Genomic DNA, 19,500 nt, shown 5'->3' with positions numbered 1-19,500 from the left:
GGGGAGCTTGGATGAAGAAAGTATTGGTTACTGGGGGAAGCGGATTTATTGGATCACACACGGTAGAGGCTTTACTAGAAAAAGGCTACGAGCCCATCGTTCTTGATAACTTTTCAACTGGATCTCGGGGAAATATTGCCCACCTTTCCGTTCAATGCATTGAGGCAGATGTCACAAAATCAGAAACGGTCGATTTGATCAAACAAATAAGACCGGATTATATCATTCACCTTGCAGCACAGGTGAGTGTCGCCGTGTCTGTTCAGAATTTCGTTTATGACGAAGAGGTCAATATCAAAGGGTCCCTGCACGTCATGAAAGCAGCGGCTGAAGCAGGGGTGGAGAAGGTGGTATTTGCCTCATCGGCAGCTGTCTATGGAGATCCAGTGTATTTGCCAGTGGATACCGCTCACCGGCTAAAGCCTGGTTCGCCTTATGGTTTATCGAAACTCACAGTAGAGCGATACTTAGAAATGGCAAAATCACTGTATGATGTGGACTATTGTATTCTTCGGTATAGCAATGTTTATGGTCCGCGACAAGATGCACTTGGCGAAGGCGGGGTTGTCTCTATTTTCTCTGATAAGTTTGCAAAGGATGAGGCTCCTTTCATTTTCGGAGACGGAGAACAAACAAGAGATTTCATCTATGTAGGTGATCTAGCAGCGGCTAATGTTGCGGCTTTAACAGCTCAATCAAACGTTTGTTTAAATATCTCGTGTGGTGATTCAATCACTGTGAATGAGCTGTTTCAAACGATGAAGCGAGTAACGAGGTCGCATCTTGAACCAATTTACAAGCCGCAGCGTGCAGGAGATATTGTGCATAGTACATTGGCAAATGAGGAAACGAAACAAGTCTTAGCATGGGAGCCTGTTGTGAGTTTACAGGAAGGTTTGGCTCGTACCATTTCCTACTATGAACAGGAAGTCAAGGCTTAATCCCTCAAATCGGATGGGTTGCTTAGGAGGAAAATGGGTATGAGTGTGAAGCATACAGCATGGCAAATCATGATTGGATGTATATTGTTTGCAGCAGGGATCGGTCTTGTACAAATGGCAGCCGCGCAGCCCGTCGGGTTAAAGAAGATGGTGGCTGTTCCAGTTATACTTCTGATCCTGTCGGCTGCTCTCGTGTTGATGAAGCTGTACATGAATGGTGAGCAAATCTTCATGTCAGTCATCTATCTTTTGATTACATTGACCTTTCTCAACAACGCTTTCTTTTCTATTAGTGCAGGATTCTTTAGTCTTTTTCTCTACCGTATCATGCTCATCGCCGCCTTTGCTTTATTTATATGGCGGATGAGAGATCAGGGGACGTACATATCGCAGTGGCAGCAGATTCGTGTCAAAGGAATTCTTGGTTTTTTCGCTGTATGGTTTCTTTACGGTCTCATCTCACTGCTTTGGGCTCATTCTGTCACAGACGGCCTGAAATATATGTCCCTTCTTGCAATGGGGATGGGATTTGTCTTTCTAGTCGTCATGTATATTCAGCGAATGGATCAAGTGGTGACCTTTTATAGCATTTGGCTGGTCATGACTGTGTTTGTGATGGGGATTGGGTTCTATAATCATTTTACATTGAACCATTTACCGAATACCTCATTGTATCTAGGGCCAGCGTATAAACAGCACTATCCTACATCTGTCTTTTTTAATCAGAATGACTTTGCAACGTTTTTATCGATTAGTTTCTTCTTATATCTAGCATGCATGCGTCAAATGAAAAACGGTTACATCAAAGCGTTTGGATTATTAGGTGCAATCGCCGCGCTGTATCTCATTTTGTTAACCGAATCCCGCGCTAGTCTGCTTGGGATATTTGCAGGAGTGGCGATCTATGTGTGGCTGCTGCTGCCGCGTTTTCTCAAAAAGTGGTCAATCATTGCAGCAAGCGGACTTGTCGTCATCGGTATCGCTGTTTTTTCAGCTAAGATTTATTCGGTCTTTTATGACTTGTTTCTCGCTTCTCAGGTCGCGCATTCTTTTAGTGAACCACTCCCGTCTAACATCGCGAGAGCGAATTTAATCAAAAATGCTTGGCACTTCTTTACGAATTCATACGGATTCGGAGTTGGAGCGGGGAATGTGTCTTACTACTTAGCTCACTTTTCGATCTTTGACACAGACCAGGTCGTAGAAGTGCACAATTGGCTGCTGGAATTGATGACGAACTTCGGATTTGCAGTCATGCTGGGCTATATCTCTGTATACGCCTATCTCATGTTCACACTGTACAAACAATACCAATGGGCTGACACAAGATCGGCAAAAATGATCATTGAGGGGTTGTTTGCAGCCATGCTGAGCTTTCTCGTTTCAAGTATCAGTCCTAGCTCTGTCTCGAATTTATATTTCCATTGGGTATTTTTAGGACTGGTGATCGCAGCGGTGAATATGTTGAAAAACAAACAACGACTCAAGCTATGGTAAACCGTGTGTGATGCTGCGTTTGTATGGCTACACTAGTGAAAGAGCAAATACGTCAATGTTGGGAGAATGAACATGTCTGGTTTCATATCTAGGATAGGGAAGCGAATCAAAAAGTACATCGTATGGCTCATACTGCTGCCTGTCGTATTAGGCGCCTTTGGTTTCTTTTTTGCTAAAGGAACTACGCAGCAGTCTAGTTACACAGCTGCTGTTACTCTCACTCTCGGTAAATATGATGATGGGGTGTATAACAACATGGCAGAAGTGACATCTCTATTAAAAAGCGATGCATTTCTAAATGAAGCACTCAGTGATGTGAAAGAAGAAGAAAGACAGGATGTGAAAACTCGTCTCATCCTTACTAATCAATCAGATACACAATTACAGCTGTCTTTCACGGATGCCGATAAGGATCGTGCTTTGGCTGTCGTGAAGCAAGTGTCGGATACATTTCTCAAGCAAGATAAAGCATTATTTACAAAAAGGCAGCAGGTGATTGAAAGTAGATTAGCTGCTCTTGAAGACGAATCGGTCAGCAATGATTCCAAAGTCGATAAAGAACGATTCTTATATGAATTGGAGTCAACAAAGCTTGGAATGAAACAGGCAAAAATTGTTGATCCTGCACAAGTACTTGATGAAGGCAATAAAGGCATGTCAGCCAAAAAACGGGCACTTCTTGGGCTTGTCATTGGCTTTAGTATCTCGCTTATGTTTGTGGTCTTACCCGAAGTGTTCAAAGAATCTTAATAATGAACTGGAGATGAGTCTTAGGTGAACAATCAACCGTTAGTATCCATCATTACACCTGCGTATAATGCGGAACGTTATTTAACGGATACAGTTCATTCCGTCCTTGCCCAAACCTATTCCAATTGGGAGCTGATCATTGCAGATGATTGTTCTACAGATGGAACTCGAAAGCTATTAGGGGATTTAAGTCAAGCGGACGACAGAATCAACGTCATTTATTTAGAGGAAAATGGGGGAGCTGCCATTGCTAGAAACGCAGCCATCAAACAGGCAAAAGGACGCTTTATCGCTTTTTTAGACAGCGATGATATGTGGAAAGAGACGAAGCTTGAAAAACAGGTAGACTTCATGCTGACAAATGATTATGCCTTTACATTTACGGCATATGACATCATTGCAGAAAACGGAGAACCATTAGAAAAAACCGTCACTGCGCCAGCGAGATTAGACTATAATGAAGCCCTGAAAAACACCATTATAGGCTGTTTAACGGTCATGCTTGATCTTCAAAAGGTAGGACATGTGGAAATGCCGAACATTCGCACAAGGCAGGATTTAGCTACATGGCTGTCTATATTAAAAAGAGGATTTACAGCCTATGGTATGAGTGAACCGCTCAGTGAATATCGCATCGTTGGGAACTCCATCTCTAGTAACAAGTGGAAAGCAGCGAAAAAAACGTGGTTTGTCTACAGAGAAATTGAGCAGCTTCATTTTGTCAAAGCGTCTTGGTGTTTTATGCACTATGCGACAAATGCTGTGAAGAAGCGCTTATAAACAGAAGGGAAAAAAGGTGATAAAGGTGAAAGCAGACTCGATCATACATGTTGTCGTAGCGACGGGAGAATGGGGACAGGACGGACTGAGGTACAGACGGCATCGGCTGGCCGAATTTCTAGCATCTGATCCAGAAACAAAAGAGGTCATCTGGGTATGCCCGTCATCATCTCGTCATACAGCTCCCTTTCAGCCCATAACAGATCGAATGAAGCAATTGACCATTCCTGATGTGCTCAAGAGCAAATTATTTCGCTTTGGTCGATATCAAGACATGTTCTATATTCATAAATTATCCCCTCTCCTTGAACATTTGCGGCATGAGGAGAAGAAGGGGATCGCTGTTTGTTTATGGTATACGTTTCCGGGCTTTCCGCTCTTATCTTCTTTATTTGAATGGAAACATATTGTCTATGATTGCAGTGACCTGTGGGGAGAGCCGATAAGCGGCAACCATAACATCCTTTCTTATATGAGGCAGCGTGTCATTGTCAAAGCAGAAAATCGAATCATTAAATACGCACACAGCATTACATGCTCTTCTCAATATTTACACGATCAAATCAAAAAACGTCTTATGGGAGAACCGAAAGATGTGTTTACGGTGGAAAATGGCGTCGAATACGATGTGTTTGCGAAAAGCAATCTTCCGTGCAAAGAAGATGTGCTGGAAGGAAGAGAAGGGACTGTGCTTGGTTTTATCGGAGGAATCAAGCCAAAGCTCGATTTTGACATGATGGCTGAAGCTGCTCGCATGCGGCCTGATTGGACATTTTTATTTGTCGGTCCGGATGGAACGAATGGAGATCCATCTTTTCAGCATGCACTCAAACTGCCTAATGTGATTTGGACAGGTGCTGTTGCTCCAGAAGAAGTGCCTGCTTATATGAAGCTAATTGATGTAGGTATGATGCCATATAAACAATCCCCTTACAATCAAGCGGTGTTCCCTCTCAAGCTTTATGAATTTTTAGCCGCTGGAATACCGGTTGTCGGTTTAAATCTCCCATCAACGGAAAGGCTAAAAGAGAAGGATGTGTATGAATATTTAGAGGGCGATGATCCTGCGCTCTTCGTAGAAGCCTGTCTGAAAGTGATCAGCAAAAAAGACGACACGAGCTATAGACATCTAAGACAAAGCCGAGCGAAGAAAAAAGATTGGCACGCGCTGTTCACAAACATGGTGGAACTAACGAATATTAAAGAAAACGCATAATTCATTCGGGATTGTGCGTTTTTATTTGTTTCTTCCTCACAGGGGGAGCTTGTGATCATCCTCTATTCAATTGTATAATGGAAAGAGCGGCCAATATACAAAATACAGATTTCAATTTAGAAGGAGACTGACCTATGGATTACGAACGCGCCTTATTAGCGTTTTTTGTCTCTCTGGCTACAGTTTTAATTGTGACACCAATCGTCAAAAAGTTTGCAATTAAGATTGGTGCAGTGGACCAGCCGAATAAACGAAAAGTTCATGATAAAGTAATGCCTCGAATGGGTGGTTTGGCAATTTTTATTGGAGTAGCGGCTGGAGCATTAGCAGGCGGGCTGTTTCTACATAATAAAATTACAGCAATTTCAGTTGGTGCCGTACTCATCGTCATTTTAGGTATATTTGATGATAAATATAATTTAAGTGCAAGATTTAAATTTCTCGTACAAGTCCTAGTTGCTTGTTTGATTGTGAGCACGGGCTTAAAAATGGACTTCTTCTCTGTTCCTTTTTTAACAGATCGAATTGAGTTAGGCTGGATGGCATATCCCCTCACCGTGCTATGGATTGTGGGTATCACAAATGCCATTAATTTAATTGACGGCCTTGATGGACTAGCTGCCGGTATTTCTGTCATCGGTTTATCAACGATTGCAGTGATGGCATTTTCTGCTGATAAGATTCTGATTCTTTCTTTATCTCTTGTCGTCATTGGCAGTACGATCGGCTTTCTCTTTTACAACTTCCATCCGGCGAAGATTTTTATGGGAGATACCGGTTCGCTATTTTTAGGCTATATGATTTCGGTGCTGTCACTTTTAGGGTTATACAAAAGTGTCACTTTGTTTAGTGTTGTTGTTCCTGTGATCATTCTAGGTGTTCCTATATTTGATACGACCTTTGCAATCATTAGACGCATATTAAACAAACAGCCCATTTCATCACCGGACAAATCCCATATTCATCATAGACTAATGGCCTTTGGCTTGTCCCATCGCATGGCTGTCATCGTGATTTACATGATTGGCTTAGTCTTTAGCTTAAGTGCGATTTTGCTGACAAGCGCGACCATTTGGTTATCGCTGATCATTATCTTTTTACTGGTGATGTTTATGCAAGTGATTGCGGAAGTCACGGGTTTGGTCAACGAAGAGTTCAAACCATTTACGAAATTCTATAAACGAATGGTGAAAAGACAATAAAAAACAGCCCGTTCCTAGGAACTGGGCTGTTTTATTATTGTCCTGATGTGCTGGAAGGATTAGTTGTATCACTTGATCCTGTTTCACCAGAGGATGGATTGGTTTGTGAATCTGTTTCAGTCGAAGATTCAGTAGGAAGCTTTAAATGCGTCCGTAATGCATTTTGTACGTTAGCTAGATTGGTTTGATCTGGCTCAAAGTAATACGTTCGATTTGGTCCTAAATAAAGATCCGACCCTTTAATAGAAAGTGTTTCTGTGTCGTCTCCCTTAAACCCGCTGTAGATTTGCTGAAGCGCTAGACCTTCTGTGATACGGAAGTTGGTCGTAATATGATCACTGACTTCTTTAGCGATATTATCCACGTTCGCGATGTTATTTGCCTTCGACATTTGATCAATCATTGCACGTAAAATTTGTTTCTGACGATCATTACGTCCGAAATCACCGCGTGGATCTTGTTTTCTCATCCGCGCGTAAGCAAGTGCTTCTTCCCCGTTTAAATGCATATTGCCTTTTTTGAAATAAATCTTTTTCGATTTTTTCACATCACTTTTTTCATTGAAGTCAAATGGAACATCGATATCAATTCCACCGACTTCATCAATGACATCCTTGAATCCGTCAAAATCAACGGTCGCATATTTATCAATCGGAATATTCAAGAATTGTTCGACAGTTTCAATCGTTTCGTCTTTACCGCCTTTAGCATATGCTGCATTGATCTTTTCTTTACTTCCTGTCGTGTCACTTGCAAGCTGTACGCGTGTGTCACGGGGGATACTAACCATTTTCATCGTTTTGTCTTGAGGGTTAATTGTTGCGACAATAAGTGAATCTGAACGGCCATGATCACCATCTGTGGCATAATCCTCAATTCCGACAAAAAGTACAGAGAAGGGTTTCTTTTTAATATCAATGACCGCATCACGAAGCTTCGATTTCTCTCCGCGGTTTAGTTCGTCATATGTTTTGTCAGCGGCTTGAAGTGTATTGACTATTTTATAGACTGCAAATCCGCCCATGCAGATGATAAGAAGCAAAAATAAAACCAGGATACGTTTGAAAATTTTCTTCTTCTTACTCTTTTTCTTTCGTACACGCACTTTTACTCGTTGTGCCATTCATCTGTCTCCTTTATCGGACCAATGTCCTTTTCTAAATAAATCAGTTCGCCTTCTTTTGTAACACTCTTTCCATTTGTCAGCTCAGTCATCCATTCAATGAACTGCTCTGTTTGTGTTTCTTCTACATACGTCTCAAAAATAACATCTTCTGCATAATGAATTTCTTTTAGCTGAAAAGATGAGGCTCTAAGCTCATTCTCTACCTTTCCAAGCCATGTATAATCTATTGTTGTGTGCATCGTACGCATTAAACAGCGCTCTACCATCCCAACATGGTTGATGGCTTCTGATACAGATTTTCCGTAGGCACGAATCAATCCACCGGCGCCTAGCTTAATACCGCCGAAATAACGAGTGACTACTACGACTGTATCTTTCAGCTTCCGTTTTTTTAACACTTCAAGCATTGGCACACCTGCTGTACCACTTGGTTCACCATCATCATTCGCTTTTTGAATCAGGTCATGTTCTCCAATGAGATAGGCAGAACAATTATGTGTGGCATTCCAATGTTGTTTTTTAATGGATTGTATAAATGCTTGTGCTTCTTCTTCTGAGACAGCACGCTGTATATGACAAATAAAACGTGATTTTTCAATGACGATCTCATGCTCGCCACGACTTTTTACTGTAAGATAGCGATGCAGCAAAAGACATACCCTCCTGAAAAGCAAATTGTAAGACTAGAGAAAATTTGCATTGATTTTAGAATTTTACAGCGTATTTTGTTATGATGATAGGGGTAGAAAAAGGGTCGTCATAAAAACTTCATGATTTATACGCATTCTTTCATTATAATTCGACATAAAATGCAGATCAATGACATTTATAATAAAAAAAGATGACATCACTGTTACGGGAGGGAAAAGCCATGACAACACCTAAAATGGATCCGAAATTATTGGATTCAATCATCATGAAAATGCTTAGTACAGTTGATGGCAGCAAGGACGAAGTATTTAGGATAGGCGAACAGTCCCGTCAACAATATGAAAGCCTTGTAGAAGAGCTGAAGCAAATCAAGCAGCAAGTAAACGAAGTAATTGATTTTGGGGATAAACTAGAAGTCCATACGAGACATGCTAGAAATCGCTTATCTGAGGTCAGCAGAAACTTCAACAAATTTAGCGAAGAAGAAATACGGGAGGCCTACGAAAAAGCACATAATCTGCAAGTGGAACTCACTATGATCCAGCAGCGCGAAAAGCAACTGAGAGAAAGAAGAGACGATCTGGAAAGACGATTGTTAAGCCTACAAGACGTCATTGAACGCTCTGAAACGCTTGTGAGTCAGATCACAGTTGTTCTCAACTATCTCAATCAGGACTTACGTCAAGTTGGCGTGTTACTTGAAGATGCTCAAGCAAAACAAGATTTTGGACTTAGAATTATTGAAGCCCAAGAAGAAGAACGCAAAAGGGTATCCCGTGAAATTCACGACGGTCCGGCCCAAATGCTGGCAAACGTAATGATGCGTTCCGAATTAATTGAACGGATTTTCAGAGACCGTGGGACAGAAGAAGGCTTTAAAGAAATTAGAAGTCTCAGACAGAATGTGCGAAATGCTCTGTACGAAGTGAGAAGAATCATTTATGATTTAAGACCAATGGCTTTAGATGATTTGGGTCTCATTCCGACGCTAAGAAAATATTTAAACACAATCGAAGAGTATGATGGAAAAACCAAGATCACGTTCCAATGCCTAGGGGATACAGAAAGCGAAAGAATTGCTTCTCAATTTGAAGTGGCACTGTTTAGACTAGCCCAAGAAGCTGTCACAAATTCACTAAAGCATTCCGAAGCTGAAGAAATCTCTGTAAAAGTAGAAGTGACGAAAGACTTTGTTACGTTAATTATCAAAGACGATGGAAAAGGCTTTGATATGAAAGATGTGAAAACAAACAAAAACAAATCCTTCGGTTTACTTGGCATGAAAGAACGCGTAGACTTACTTGAAGGTAAAATGACCATAGACTCAAAAATAGGTCTAGGGACATTCATCATGATTCGCGTGCCATTAACATTGCAAAATAAAATTGTAAAATAGAGACAAAAGACATATTGACCATAAAGTTCAGGTGTAGAACAATAAACATGGGGAGGCGTAGCTTGTGACTAAAGTAAATATTGTAATTATTGATGATCACCAATTATTCCGTGAAGGTGTCAAACGGATTTTAGATTTTGAACCTACTTTTGAAGTAGTTGCAGAAGGAGACGACGGAGACGAAGCTGCACGTATCGTAGAACACTATCATCCGGATGTTGTCATTATGGACATTAATATGCCGAATGTAAATGGTGTAGAGGCTACAAAGCAGCTAGTTGAGCTTTATCCCGAATCAAAAGTCATTATTCTATCTATTCATGACGATGAAAACTATGTGACACATGCATTGAAAACAGGAGCAAGAGGCTACCTGTTAAAAGAAATGGATGCAGACACGCTCATTGAAGCAGTGAAAGTCGTAGCTGACGGAGGATCTTATTTACATCCGAAAGTTACTCATAACTTAGTAAATGAATTCCGACGCCTAGCGACTAGTGGCGTTTCAGCACATCCACAGCATGAAGTATATCCTGAAATTCGCAGACCACTTCATATCTTAACGAGACGTGAGTGCGAAGTACTTCAAATGTTAGCTGACGGAAAGAGCAATAGAGGAATTGGTGAGTCGCTCTTTATTAGTGAGAAAACAGTCAAAAACCACGTGAGTAACATTTTACAAAAAATGAATGTAAACGACCGTACACAAGCTGTTGTTGTAGCAATTAAGAACGGCTGGGTAGAAATGAGATAATATTCCGGACAAGTACTCCTTTTTCGCCTGTTTTTGATTCTCTCACATGTTAATTTGAGAGAAATGATAGGTAGATAAGGAGTCTTTTTCGGATATAACGGGCTTGCCTATTGATTAGGCAGGCTTTTTTGATTACTATTATAAATCTAATGAATAACAATGATCATTCTTTGAAAATAAAAAAGAGCAACTTAACGGATAAGGAAGGTATTTAAGAATGAAAATAGCCGTTGTAACAGACAGTACTGCTTATATACCACAAGAGCTGCGTGATAAACATCATATTCATATGATCCCTCTGAATGTCATCTTTGGCAATGAATCATACCGTGAAGAAATAGAAATGGATTGGAAGACATATTATGAAGAAGTCAAAAAGCATAAAGACCTTCCAACCACCTCTCAGCCTGCTTTTGGTGAACTAATAGAATTATATGAAAAACTAAGTGAAACATATGATGCCGTGATTAGTATTCACCTTTCTAGCGGAATTAGTGGAACATATAATAGTGCAGCCTCAGCAAATGACCTAGTTGACGGAATTGACATTTATCCGTTTGATACAGAAACTAGCTGTATGGCACAAGGTTTTTATGTGATAGAAGCTGCTGAGAAAATCCAAGCTGGTGCTTCTCCAGAAGAAGTGTTAGCCCATCTCAATTACCTGAAAGAGAATCAGAGAGCTTATTTTATGGTAGACGATTTAACTCATTTACAAAGAGGCGGCAGATTAAATGGTGCTCAGGCTTTTATTGGGAGCCTCTTAAAGGTAAAGCCTATACTGCATTTTGACAACAAGCTAATTGTCCCTTTTGAGAAGATTCGTACACGGAAAAAAGCCATTTCACGTATGTTTGAACTATTTGATGAAGATGCATCGCGTGGTGTCCCGATGAGAGCAACAGTGATACATGGAAATAGAGAAGAAGAAGTAGACGATTTGATTGCGCACTTATCAGAAAAATATCCTCATGTTGAATTTTATAAAAGTTATTTTGGTGCTGTAATCGGCACTCATCTAGGCGAAGGCTCTTTAGCTCTTGGCTGGCTGATTAGATAAATCCTAAAAACCTCTTTTCTCTTAGAAAAGGGGTTTTGTTTTTCTTTTTTAGCTGTTGGACGAAAGGTCATGTCTTTGCGCATAATAGGCAAACATCAGTTGAAAGGTGTTTGTTGAAATTGAACATGGACAAAGCAATGGAACTAAGGAAGCACCTGGAGTCACGCCACCTGCTTACTGCTGAAACAAGATGCTCACAGTCTGATTTGGATTGGCTGGAGGAGAAAGGGTTAGTTATCCGAACACCTGCTATTGAGAGGAAAGCAAATGGTCTTATTTGCTGCAGATGTGGTGTATCAAAAAATCGGTACTTTGCCCACTCTTCGTGTGACAAGTGTCAAAAAGATTGTGTGTATTGTAGATCATGCATCATGATGGGGAAAACAACGGAATGTGGCTTTCTTTATGAATGGACGGGTCCACAAATGGAAGAAGCATGTCACTCGGAATTAACATGGCAGGGAAACCTGTCTAAAGGACAAAAAAGAGCGTCAGAGAAATTGATCGAAGCGATAAAAAACAAATCTGATCTACTCATCTGGGCAGTTTGCGGGGCAGGGAAAACAGAGGTGCTTTTTCACGGAATAGAATATGCCTTACATCAAGGAATGAGTGTCTGCATTGCGACACCTAGAACTGATGTTGTCCTTGAACTAGAGCCGCGGCTTAAAAAAGCTTTTCAAGGAATGAAAATAGCTGTTCTTTATGGAGGAAGTCCTCAAAGGTTCCAAATAGCACCGTTAGTAATCGCTACAACTCACCAGTTGATGAGATATAAACATGCATTTGATGTGCTCATTATAGATGAAGTCGACGCCTTCCCTTATTCAATCGATGAACGTCTCCAATTTGCTGTTTTAAAGGCAATGAGAAAGAAAGGGGTTAGGGTTTATTTAAGTGCGACGCCGTCTAAGAAAATGATAAGAGATGTATCTCGTGGACAACTAGAAGCCATAAAAATTCCTCTGCGCTTTCACCAACAACCTTTACCGGTCCCATCCTTTCAATGGATTGGACATTGGAAGAAGAAATTAAAAAAGAATCAGCTCCCACCTAAAGTAATGAATTGGATGCAGAAACATATTACAAAAAAGAGAAGGGTTTTACTTTTTGTTCCTTCTATTTCTACTATGAAGAAGGTAACGAAGGTTCTTAGAAAGCACCATTTAAATGTAGAAGGGGTGTCTGCTGATGATCCAGATAGGAAACAAAAGGTCCAGCAATTCAGAGATTACAAATACGATGTACTAGTTACAACCACAATTCTAGAAAGAGGTGTAACCATTTCAAATGTGCAAGTGGGGGTACTAGGTGCAGAATCTACTATCTTTACAGAAAGTGCACTTGTTCAGATTTCTGGTAGAGCAGGTAGACATCCCGATTTTTTTAAAGGAGATGTTTTCTTTTTTCATTTTGGTTTAACGAGAAGTATGAAGCAAGCAAAGAAGCATATTGTAAAAATGAATGATACAGCTGAAAAAGAGTTCTCCGAAAAATAATGTAGGTTCAACTAAATTTCATGGTACATTTATATTCACAATACACAAATGGCAGGAGAGACAAATATGCTACTCAATGCAAAAGAAACACTACTCAAGGAAATCCTCTATCAATATCTCAACCAATTAAACATGATTTGTCACTGTGAAAAGTGTATAGAAGATGTATTAGCGATTTCACTAAATCAAGTGAAGCCTCAGTATATAACAGATATCGATAAAATATCTTACAGTAAATCTGAGATGGTGGACAAACAGAAGAATACGGCCATGCTGGTCATTCTGACAGAAGCCGCCTCAAAGGTCTCCACATTTCCAAGATGCGAAAATCGTCTGCCGATAAATAAGGATAACAATTGATCTGCCTCATTTGTGAGGGACATTTTGTCGCTTCTTTTACATGGAAATCATTACTTCTATTAAATGATGATCGTCTATGTATAGCATGTAAGCATCACCTAGAAAAAAATCAACGCCCGATTTGTCCAGCCTGCGGGAGAGCACAGTCGAACGATCAATTATGTCAAGACTGTTCTATGTGGAAAGAACGCCCTGATTCTACTACAGTACTTGTGAAAAATAGGTCTGTCTATGCTTACAACGATTTGATGAAAGATGTCCTTTCCCGCTTTAAATTTCGAGGTGATACAGCTTTAGCTGAGCTTTTTAAACAAGATGTCCGAGCAGTATTTAAGCGCTCTTTTTCAATGAAAGAACCTGTCCTGATCCCGATTCCTTTAAGTAAAGAAAGACTAAAGGAAAGAGGGTTTAATCAGTCCGTCATACTTGCTTCCTTGATTGGTGAGCCGATCCTTCAGCCACTTGTAAAAATACATCAAAGCAAACAGTCCAAGAAAAAGAAAAATGAACGTTTAGATCAAAAAGGAATGTTTCAAATCACGCAGACAAATGCGATCGTTCAAAGGGAAGTTATCTTAATTGACGACATTTATACAACAGGGGCCACCATTTATGATGCGGCGAGAATTTTAAAAGAAGCAGGTGCCAAAAGTGTTTCCTCTTTTACGTTGATCCGTAGTTAAAATTCAGGATAATTAACCGATAATAAGAAGAGAAAATAACGTAAGGGGTTTTGGTTATGAATCAATTGGCAAACTGCCCGCAATGTAATCAGCTGTTTTTAAAAACGACCATCCAAACGGTTTGTAACAAATGCTTTGAAGAAGAAGAACGTTCTTTTGATATCGTTTATAAATTCTTGCGAAAGCAAAGTAATAGACAATCAACCATTGCTGAAATAGTAGATGCAACAGAAGTTGATGAAGAATTAATCTTGAAATTTATCCGTTTGAAAAGACTTCAAATTAGCCAATTTCCGAATATCAACTATCCTTGTGAAAGATGTGGCCAACCGATCAGAAAAAACAAGCTGTGCAGTCAATGTGAACAGGACATTCAGTCGCAAATGAGTCAAATGAACCAAGAAGAAGAGCGTAAAAGGGAGATTGAATCTAGGAAAAAAGACACCTATTATGCCATTAATCCTAAAAACGATTGATTCCCTAAACTAAGTTGCAGTTTGGTCGATAAAATGGATAGAATCAAGACAGACTGTAACGGAAAGCGAGAGGAATCCCGTGAAAATTAATCGATATGGAACACAACCAGTAAATCCTTACAAGAAAACATATGAGAAACAAACGTTGCAATCAAATCAAGCAAAATCAACTGATAAAGTCGAAATTTCTAAAAAGGCAATCGAAATGCAAAAGGTGCCGAATATCATGAAAGAACGCCAAGATAAAATAGACCAAATTAAAAAAAGCATTGAAGCTGGAACATATCAAGTAGATACAAAGGGCATTGCTGATAAAATGCTGAATTTTTATAAACAACAATAACAAAAGGGAGTAGCGTGAATGTCAGTTAAAATAATCATTGAAGAGCTGCATCGTCTCTATGGATTGCATGAACAGCTTTTGAAGCTGTCGAAAGATAAAACAGAAATGCTGAAAAGTAATGAGATTGATGCTCTTTCAGAGGTTCTGAATTTAGAGCAAAAATATATTCAGGCCATTTCTCAATTAGAAGAAAAAAGAATTGAAGCGACAGTTCAATTTTTACAAAATGATGAACCGCCAACCATCACCGCGTGTATCGAAAAGGCTGAAGGTTCGGATCAAGAAGAGCTCATTTCATTATATGACAAATTAAAAGACATCATGGTGGAACTGAAAGATGTAAATGAACTGAACAAACAGCTCATTCAGCAGTCGCTTCAATTTATTTCACTGACATTCGATCTCGTTAACCCTAATAAAGAAAATATGAATTACGGACAAAATGGTCTTGAGAGTTCAAAGCCTAAACAGCAGAGGGCTTTGTTTGATTCAAAGGCGTAAACAAGGAGGATACCAATGGGTTCTACATTCATGGGACTAGAAACGGCAAAAAGAGGAATCACAGCCCAGCGTGCAGGGCTTTATGTCACATCAAACAACGTCTCCAATGCAAATACAGATGGCTACTCAAGACAAAGAGTTACCTTTAAAGCAGATAATCCTTATCCAGTCATTTCAGTTTATGACGGCAAGACGTATGGCCAAATGGGGACAGGAGTTCAAGTTGGAACCGTTGAAAGAATTCGAGACAGCTTTTTAGATCTGCAATTCAGAGATCATAACAATAACTTGTCCTACTACTCAACAAAATCTGATGCCCTTTCGCAAATGGAGGGAGTCATGAATGATTTGACGGATGAAGGCTTAAACAGAGCTTTTGATAACCTTTGGAAATCATTGCAGGTCCTATCCGAAACCAAAAATGCTGATACAGCGTCTGCGCGTACAGTTGTTAAAACCAGTGCACAGGCTTTAGTAGATCAATTCCGTCTACTTAATTCTTCTTTAACAACGATACAAAAGAATTTAAAAACAGAACTCGATTCAACAGCCAAAAATGTGAACACGATTTTATCTCAAATAGATGAAGTGAACAAACAGATTGCAGCAGTTGAGCCAAACGGATATCTTCCAAATGATCTATATGATACGCGTGATGCGTTGGTAGATCAATTATCTTCACTTGTTGATATTAAAGTGAGCTACAATCCATCTGGCGGAAATGCACTCAAAATTGCAGAAGGAACTGTCAACATCGACATTATCGGTGCAAATGGACAATCTGCTGGAACGATTTTGAATGGCATTACGAACGAAAAATCTGAACTGCAAATCTCGTATGATAATACAACGGGACTTGTTAACTCACTTCAATTCGGAACAACAACCATTGCAGCAGATCAGCTTCAAGTGAATGGTAAAGTAAAAGCACTTGTTGAGGCTTATGGCTACATGTCAAATGGTGCTGAAAAAGGCATGTATCCAGACATGCTTGCAGAGCTTGATGAAGTAGCACAAGTCTTCATGGATACATTTAATGATGTGCATAAGCAGGGTTACACATTAAATGGCACAAGTGGACAAGACTTTTTTGATATCGAGAATAATAATGATCTGAATAAAGGTTTAGCTGCTCGTATCAAAGTGAGTGATGTTATTTTAGCATCAACAGATAATATTGCAGCATCTCTCAATCAAACAAAAGGTGACGGTTCGAATGCTACGAAATTAGCTGGTATTCAAGACTTAAAGGTACCAATCGGCGGCAATACAACGACGATCCAGGATTACTACCAAAATGTCATTGCTGAGATGGGGATTCAAGGGAAAAAGAACATAACGCTAGAAAGCAGTTCAGCCGCTCTTGTCAATTCAGCCAATGAGCGTAGAATGTCAACGAGTGCTGTTTCCATTGATGAAGAAATGACGAATATGATCCAATTTCAGCATGCATATAATGCAGCTGCGAGAGTTGTGACATTACAAGATGAAATATTGGATAAAGTAATAAACGGCATGGGTGTCGTAGGAAGGTAGGTATAACTGATGCGAGTCACACAAGGTATGATTTCTCAAAACTCACTTCGTAATATTAGTAAAAGTTATGAAAAACTTTCTAAAATAAATGAGCAAGCACAAACAGGGAGACGTTTCACAAAAACGTCTGATGATCCCGTTGCAGCAGTAAAAAGCCTTCAATATAGCACAGCAATGTTTCGAAATGATCAATATCAAAAAAACTTAAATGAAGCACAGAACTGGATTGATACATCTGAAACAAGTGTCACTGAAATCATTGATATTATGTCAAATGTACGAGATAAAGTGCTTGATGCGGCTAATGGAACAAAGCAGCCAGAAGATTTAGCAGCTGTCGGCGTGGAAATTGGTCAGATGAAGAAACAAATCATTGACGCGATGAACACTCAGATGTTAGGCAAGTTCGTATTTAATGGAACAAATACAAATGTCAAACCAGTTGTTGAGAACGCAGATGGTACGTTTACGTTTAACTTTGAAAACTATACAGATGCAAATTCTGTTAAGTCGAACATTTCTGATGGTATCACTTTAAATGTGAACTCAAATCCAATTTCAGCGTTTGGTGGACAGTCTGCCAGCGGTCAAAATGTCATTGAAATGCTGACGGATTTAGAAAACTCATTGAAAAATGGAACGTTCGCAAATTCTGATGATGCGTTAGGAAGTATCGATCAGTTTAAAGAAGTGATGAGTGCTGAGCGCTCGGACTTAGGAGCCCGTTCAAATCGTGTTGACTTAGTAGGCAGTCGCTTGACTTCACAATTCGAAGTACTGAAAAATGCCAAATCAGATAATGAAGATGTAGAAAGTGAAAAAGCAATTATTGATCTTCTTCAACAAGAGGTTGTGAATAGAGCTGCTTTAGCAACGACGGCTAAAGTTATTCAGCCATCCCTTGTCGATTTCTTAAGATAATAAAAAGCATCCGTTGGGTGCTTTTTTGCATCATGGAGGTGTACCTATATGCAAATCCCTAGATTGTTAATGCAACAAACCTATGCAAAGCTGCAAATGTCGACAACTCCTTCTCGGCAAGAAGTAGAGCAGCCAAGAGCAGACCTTGAGATTCAGCAGCCCAGAGCCGTCATGAATATGACAAGGACACCGTCAAAATTAACAATAGATCAAACCGAAGCATTTGCCGATATGGATATCAAGTCAATTTTTAGGCGTTCTGAAGAATGGGCAGCTGAGGGGAAACGTGCTGTTGGAGAGGGAATGGGCCGAAGAGCGGAAGAAGGCAGTGAACTCATCAAGATCGAGAATGGTGGGAATGCAATTGCCGAGTTTGCCAAAATCAATGGCACTCCTCCAGCCAAACAATTCAATATTGGTGTGATCCCTTCATTCTTTAGTGTGAAAATTCACTATCAGCCATCTGAGCTTCAAATTGAAGTGGAGCCTCAAAAAGCTATTATAGAGGCAACGCCTCATAAACCAATCGTTAACTACCAGCCAGGTAAGGTCAATATTGATATGTTACAATACCCAGATTTAAAAATAGAAGTTGACGAAACGGGCCAAAATGGTGATAAGGTATAGTTAAGAAAAATGAAAAAGGTCGTGAATTATGATCATTCAAACAAAATACCATGGTGAAGTGACAATCGAAGAGGAGCAAATCATCAACTTCTCTAATGGAATACCAGGATTTCTGGATCAAAAACAGTTTGTCATTTTACCTTTATCAGAAGAGTCTCCATTTTTAGTTCTTCAATCATTGAAAAACGCAGAGTTAGGCTTTATTGTCAGCAGTCCGTTTTTATTCTTCAATCAATATGAATTCGATCTAGACGAAACGGTCGTAGATATTCTAGAAGTAGAAGATGCCAATGATGTGGAAGTTATGGTGATTTTAACAATGGAATCTTCTATTGAAAAAACGACAGCCAATTTAAGAGCGCCTATTATTGTGAACCGGAAAAACATGAAAGCCAAGCAGGTGATTTTGCATGATTCAGCCTATCATACAAAACATTTGTTAGAGGTGGCATCCTCATGTTAGTTCTCTCGCGTAAATTAAACCAGTCGATTCAAATTGGCGATGATATTGAAGTCAAGATTATTTCGATCGAAGGCGATCAAGTGAAAATCGGGATTGAAGCTCCTAAGCACATTGATATTCACAGGAAAGAAGTGTACCTGTCTATTCAAGAAGAGAACAGTCGTGCTGCGAGTTTATCCGTAGATCTCCTCTCTCAATTATCCTCACAAAAAAAGTGAGGATTTTTTTATCTGATTCAGCTATCCATCTCCACGTTTCTGTGTGGATGTTCACCATCTATATGAAACTTTAACAAATCGGTCCATCTATATTTAATTTGAAAATTCCAAGCCGATATAAAAGGTAGATTAAAGCACAGGAGCTGAATAACTATGTCTGTTGGTAAGTTGACATCGCTAGAGCCAATTATCGATGCATTTCAAACCCGTGTTTCTAATAACCAGAATGACAATGCAAACTCTGATTTACAAGCAAATGGCAAGGTCGTTTCAAAAGAAGAAATTGAAAAAACGCTTCAAGGAGCAAACAAGCTGATTGAACCCACTCAATTTCATCTGCAATTTGAATTACATGAAAAACTCAATGAATATTATGTCAAAGTCGTAGATAACCAAACAGAAGAAGTCATTAGAGAAATTCCTTCCAAGGAATGGCTTGATTTCTATGCGGCAATGACAGAAATTGTCGGTTTATTTGTAGATAAAAGAATGTAAGTGAA

General features: G+C 39.6%; 23 protein-coding genes. 21 read left to right on the top strand and 2 right to left on the bottom strand.

What is annotated here, in order from left to right:
* The first annotated feature begins 11 nt into the window (after positions 1–11).
* The 6 genes from MHH41_RS16190 (at position 12) to MHH41_RS16165 (ending at position 6,386) form a co-directional block, all read left to right on the top strand.
* Positions 12–941: an NAD-dependent epimerase/dehydratase family protein gene (locus MHH41_RS16190; protein ID WP_106035662.1), complete on the top strand. Its 930-nt coding sequence runs from the start codon at positions 12–14 to the stop codon at positions 939–941.
* 39 nt (positions 942–980) lie between these two features.
* Entirely contained in the window at positions 981–2,438 is a 1,458-nt protein-coding gene (tuaE, locus tag MHH41_RS16185) for a teichuronic acid biosynthesis protein TuaE (protein WP_212045590.1), read from the top strand.
* Positions 2,439–2,510: 72 nt separating this feature from the next.
* Positions 2,511–3,188 (top strand): teichuronic acid biosynthesis protein TuaF, encoded by a 678-nt coding sequence (tuaF, locus tag MHH41_RS16180; RefSeq protein ID WP_106030077.1) that lies wholly within the window; start codon positions 2,511–2,513, stop codon positions 3,186–3,188.
* 24 nt (positions 3,189–3,212) lie between these two features.
* A complete protein-coding gene (gene tuaG, locus MHH41_RS16175; protein WP_050944347.1) occupies positions 3,213–3,968 on the top strand; it encodes a teichuronic acid biosynthesis protein TuaG in 756 nt (251 codons plus the stop codon).
* A gap of 25 nt (positions 3,969–3,993) precedes the next feature.
* A complete protein-coding gene (gene tuaH / locus MHH41_RS16170) occupies positions 3,994–5,184 on the top strand; it encodes a teichuronic acid biosynthesis protein TuaH (protein ID WP_226805380.1) in 1,191 nt (396 codons plus the stop codon).
* 134 nt (positions 5,185–5,318) lie between these two features.
* Positions 5,319–6,386, top strand: a complete 1,068-nt coding sequence (locus MHH41_RS16165; protein WP_003212692.1) for a glycosyltransferase family 4 protein — start codon at positions 5,319–5,321, stop codon at positions 6,384–6,386.
* 34 nt (positions 6,387–6,420) lie between these two features.
* Here MHH41_RS16165 and MHH41_RS16160 read toward each other — a convergent pair whose 3' ends face one another.
* Positions 6,421–7,509 carry an LCP family protein gene (locus tag MHH41_RS16160; RefSeq protein WP_212045589.1) on the bottom strand — a complete coding sequence of 363 codons (1,089 nt, stop codon included), beginning with the start codon at positions 7,507–7,509 and terminating at the stop codon, positions 6,421–6,423.
* Positions 7,494–8,162, bottom strand: a complete 669-nt coding sequence (locus tag MHH41_RS16155; protein ID WP_003212936.1) for a YigZ family protein — start codon at positions 8,160–8,162, stop codon at positions 7,494–7,496. Before MHH41_RS16155 ends, MHH41_RS16160 begins: the two co-directional genes overlap by 16 nt.
* A 221-nt stretch (positions 8,163–8,383) precedes the next feature.
* On the opposite strand from MHH41_RS16155, the gene MHH41_RS16150 reads away from it, so the two are divergent.
* The 15 genes from MHH41_RS16150 to flaG all read left to right on the top strand — a co-directional run bounded on the left by MHH41_RS16150 (position 8,384) and on the right by flaG (position 19,495).
* On the top strand, positions 8,384–9,559 hold the full coding sequence (locus MHH41_RS16150) for a sensor histidine kinase (protein ID WP_003213166.1): 1,176 nt from the start codon (positions 8,384–8,386) through the stop codon (positions 9,557–9,559).
* 64 nt (positions 9,560–9,623) lie between these two features.
* On the top strand, positions 9,624–10,313 hold the full coding sequence (gene degU, locus MHH41_RS16145) for a two-component system response regulator DegU (RefSeq protein WP_008348273.1): 690 nt from the start codon (positions 9,624–9,626) through the stop codon (positions 10,311–10,313).
* Positions 10,314–10,530: 217 nt separating this feature from the next.
* Entirely contained in the window at positions 10,531–11,373 is an 843-nt protein-coding gene (locus MHH41_RS16140; RefSeq protein WP_003213402.1) for a DegV family protein, read from the top strand.
* Positions 11,374–11,747: 374 nt separating this feature from the next.
* A complete protein-coding gene (locus tag MHH41_RS16135) occupies positions 11,748–12,872 on the top strand; it encodes a DEAD/DEAH box helicase (protein WP_310025511.1) in 1,125 nt (374 codons plus the stop codon).
* Positions 12,873–12,938: 66 nt separating this feature from the next.
* Positions 12,939–13,232 carry a late competence development ComFB family protein gene (locus MHH41_RS16130; protein ID WP_106066158.1) on the top strand — a complete coding sequence of 98 codons (294 nt, stop codon included), beginning with the start codon at positions 12,939–12,941 and terminating at the stop codon, positions 13,230–13,232.
* 176 nt (positions 13,233–13,408) lie between these two features.
* Complete coding sequence (locus MHH41_RS16125; RefSeq protein ID WP_340866552.1) at positions 13,409–13,915, top strand: ComF family protein; 507 nt, start codon at positions 13,409–13,411, stop codon at positions 13,913–13,915.
* A 56-nt stretch (positions 13,916–13,971) separates the two neighbouring features.
* On the top strand, positions 13,972–14,391 hold the full coding sequence (locus MHH41_RS16120; protein WP_003212865.1) for a TIGR03826 family flagellar region protein: 420 nt from the start codon (positions 13,972–13,974) through the stop codon (positions 14,389–14,391).
* A gap of 79 nt (positions 14,392–14,470) precedes the next feature.
* The gene (gene flgM, locus MHH41_RS16115; protein ID WP_003213252.1) at positions 14,471–14,734 is read left to right on the top strand and encodes a flagellar biosynthesis anti-sigma factor FlgM; all 264 of its coding nucleotides are present in this window, start codon (positions 14,471–14,473) and stop codon (positions 14,732–14,734) included.
* Between the two features lie 18 nt (positions 14,735–14,752).
* Positions 14,753–15,235: a flagellar protein FlgN gene (locus MHH41_RS16110; protein WP_050944342.1), complete on the top strand. Its 483-nt coding sequence runs from the start codon at positions 14,753–14,755 to the stop codon at positions 15,233–15,235.
* Between the two features lie 15 nt (positions 15,236–15,250).
* Positions 15,251–16,771, top strand: coding sequence for a flagellar hook-associated protein FlgK (gene flgK / locus MHH41_RS16105; RefSeq protein WP_003213544.1), 1,521 nt, complete (start codon positions 15,251–15,253; stop codon positions 16,769–16,771).
* A gap of 9 nt (positions 16,772–16,780) precedes the next feature.
* Entirely contained in the window at positions 16,781–17,692 is a 912-nt protein-coding gene (gene flgL / locus MHH41_RS16100) for a flagellar hook-associated protein FlgL (RefSeq protein WP_137054345.1), read from the top strand.
* Between the two features lie 48 nt (positions 17,693–17,740).
* Positions 17,741–18,319 carry a DUF6470 family protein gene (locus MHH41_RS16095; RefSeq protein WP_003213106.1) on the top strand — a complete coding sequence of 193 codons (579 nt, stop codon included), beginning with the start codon at positions 17,741–17,743 and terminating at the stop codon, positions 18,317–18,319.
* Positions 18,320–18,347: 28 nt separating this feature from the next.
* Entirely contained in the window at positions 18,348–18,782 is a 435-nt protein-coding gene (gene fliW, locus MHH41_RS16090) for a flagellar assembly protein FliW (RefSeq protein ID WP_340866551.1), read from the top strand.
* A complete protein-coding gene (csrA, locus tag MHH41_RS16085; RefSeq protein WP_003212955.1) occupies positions 18,776–19,000 on the top strand; it encodes a carbon storage regulator CsrA in 225 nt (74 codons plus the stop codon). The genes fliW and csrA overlap by 7 nt, the downstream gene beginning before the upstream one ends.
* Before the next feature lie 153 nt (positions 19,001–19,153).
* Positions 19,154–19,495 (top strand): flagellar protein FlaG, encoded by a 342-nt coding sequence (gene flaG / locus MHH41_RS16080; RefSeq protein WP_003213002.1) that lies wholly within the window; start codon positions 19,154–19,156, stop codon positions 19,493–19,495.
* The last annotated feature ends 5 nt before the right edge of the window (positions 19,496–19,500 follow it).

The organism is Bacillus sp. FSL K6-1145, assembly GCF_038003425.1.
GTDB lineage: Bacteria > Bacillota > Bacilli > Bacillales > Bacillaceae > Bacillus > Bacillus pumilus.
Note: the sequence above shows the minus strand (reverse complement) of the source record. Positions and strands in the feature narration are given on the sequence as shown.

Bases quoted from the DNA above. Each gene is read 5' to 3' on its own strand.
- MHH41_RS16190 (WP_106035662.1), top strand. From the start codon at position 12: ATGAAGAAAGTATTGGTTACTGGGGGAAGCGGATTTATTGGATCACAC.
- tuaE (WP_212045590.1), top strand. From the start codon at position 981: ATGAGTGTGAAGCATACAGCATGGCAAATCATGATTGGATGTATATTG.
- tuaF (WP_106030077.1), top strand. From the start codon at position 2,511: ATGTCTGGTTTCATATCTAGGATAGGGAAGCGAATCAAAAAGTACATC.
- MHH41_RS16165 (WP_003212692.1), top strand. From the start codon at position 5,319: ATGGATTACGAACGCGCCTTATTAGCGTTTTTTGTCTCTCTGGCTACA.
- MHH41_RS16160 (WP_212045589.1), bottom strand. From the start codon at position 7,509: ATGGCACAACGAGTAAAAGTGCGTGTACGAAAGAAAAAGAGTAAGAAG.
- MHH41_RS16150 (WP_003213166.1), top strand. From the start codon at position 8,384: ATGACAACACCTAAAATGGATCCGAAATTATTGGATTCAATCATCATG.
- MHH41_RS16140 (WP_003213402.1), top strand. From the start codon at position 10,531: ATGAAAATAGCCGTTGTAACAGACAGTACTGCTTATATACCACAAGAG.
- MHH41_RS16135 (WP_310025511.1), top strand. From the start codon at position 11,748: ATGGGGAAAACAACGGAATGTGGCTTTCTTTATGAATGGACGGGTCCA.
- MHH41_RS16130 (WP_106066158.1), top strand. From the start codon at position 12,939: ATGCTACTCAATGCAAAAGAAACACTACTCAAGGAAATCCTCTATCAA.
- MHH41_RS16125 (WP_340866552.1), top strand. From the start codon at position 13,409: ATGTGGAAAGAACGCCCTGATTCTACTACAGTACTTGTGAAAAATAGG.
- MHH41_RS16120 (WP_003212865.1), top strand. From the start codon at position 13,972: ATGAATCAATTGGCAAACTGCCCGCAATGTAATCAGCTGTTTTTAAAA.
- MHH41_RS16110 (WP_050944342.1), top strand. From the start codon at position 14,753: ATGTCAGTTAAAATAATCATTGAAGAGCTGCATCGTCTCTATGGATTG.
- flgK (WP_003213544.1), top strand. From the start codon at position 15,251: ATGGGTTCTACATTCATGGGACTAGAAACGGCAAAAAGAGGAATCACA.
- flgL (WP_137054345.1), top strand. From the start codon at position 16,781: ATGCGAGTCACACAAGGTATGATTTCTCAAAACTCACTTCGTAATATT.
- MHH41_RS16095 (WP_003213106.1), top strand. From the start codon at position 17,741: ATGCAAATCCCTAGATTGTTAATGCAACAAACCTATGCAAAGCTGCAA.
- fliW (WP_340866551.1), top strand. From the start codon at position 18,348: ATGATCATTCAAACAAAATACCATGGTGAAGTGACAATCGAAGAGGAG.
- csrA (WP_003212955.1), top strand. From the start codon at position 18,776: ATGTTAGTTCTCTCGCGTAAATTAAACCAGTCGATTCAAATTGGCGAT.
- flaG (WP_003213002.1), top strand. From the start codon at position 19,154: ATGTCTGTTGGTAAGTTGACATCGCTAGAGCCAATTATCGATGCATTT.